1 protein-coding gene is annotated in these 933 nt (G+C 40.1%); it reads left to right on the top strand.

All coding sequences use genetic code 11. The features are described from left to right. Window positions 1-22: 22 nt before the first annotated feature. A partial coding sequence (locus tag HGG74_RS20880) for an ATP-binding protein (protein WP_168489464.1) occupies window positions 23-933 on the top strand: 911 nt, incomplete at its 3' end.

The following is a 933-nucleotide window of genomic DNA, read 5'->3' as shown; positions in this document are numbered from 1 at the left end:
TTTTAATATACATGGTGCGCATATGGGTAAATTAACTCTGGTAGAGCAGGCTTTACGGCTCCATAAAGAATATTACGGTGAAGATAATTTTGGTACTGTCGTAAAGGATTGTGATTACTATCCTAAAGTGGCAGAGATTTTTATAAACAGAAAGAATCGTAAAATTTATTCGAATCTTGATATCGAACCCGTTGCTTCAACCGTCGTTCATACGGGAAGTAGCCCTGTTATGGCTAAAGCCGGGAGGATTAAAAAGCTTATGTTTAAAGATGGTTCGGGAGCATACCGGATTCATCTTGGTCAAAATGAAGTGGTTCATATTATTCGCTTCATTCTTAACTCTAAAGTCAGAATGGAGTACGCAGTTGGCACAACCAAAAGTATGTCGATGCTTCATAATCTTTGCGAAGCTGGACGCGCTAAATTAAACCGCTCTTTACCCCGTAAAGGTATCTGGAAAATCGGGTGTTACGACGGCGTTTATTATCACGGTAAGGCAAGGAAGGAAGAAATAGAAAACGCTTTACGTTTTTCTGTTCATCCAAAGTTTAATGAGCTGGAGAATGACTTTAATCAGTTCTTTTCGGATATTGATTTCTACACCCGTTATGGTCAGTCAGGAATGCGAAAAGTGCTTTTTACTGGTCCTCCGGGCACAGGGAAAACGACTATCGCAAAAGCTTTGGGGGCAAAATATCAGGATAAATATGTATTTGTTTATGCTGATGATTACTTTAAAGATGTTTGCTATGCCGCAGCTCAAAAGAAAATACCCGTTATCATAATAGCTGAAGAGGTTGATGAACTTTATCGGGCTGATGCCGGAACGTTAAGTTTTCTTGATGGGGCTGATACACCGCGAAATCTTGCCGGGACATATGTTATTTTTTCAACGAACTATCCTAACCGGATTGATCCGCGCATCAGAAAACG

The organism is Arthrobacter mobilis (genome assembly GCF_012395835.1).
Taxonomy (GTDB): Bacteria; Actinomycetota; Actinomycetes; order Actinomycetales; family Micrococcaceae; genus Crystallibacter; species Crystallibacter mobilis.
The sequence above is the reverse complement of the archived record's forward strand: the minus strand, read 5'-3'. Positions and strand labels throughout refer to the sequence as shown.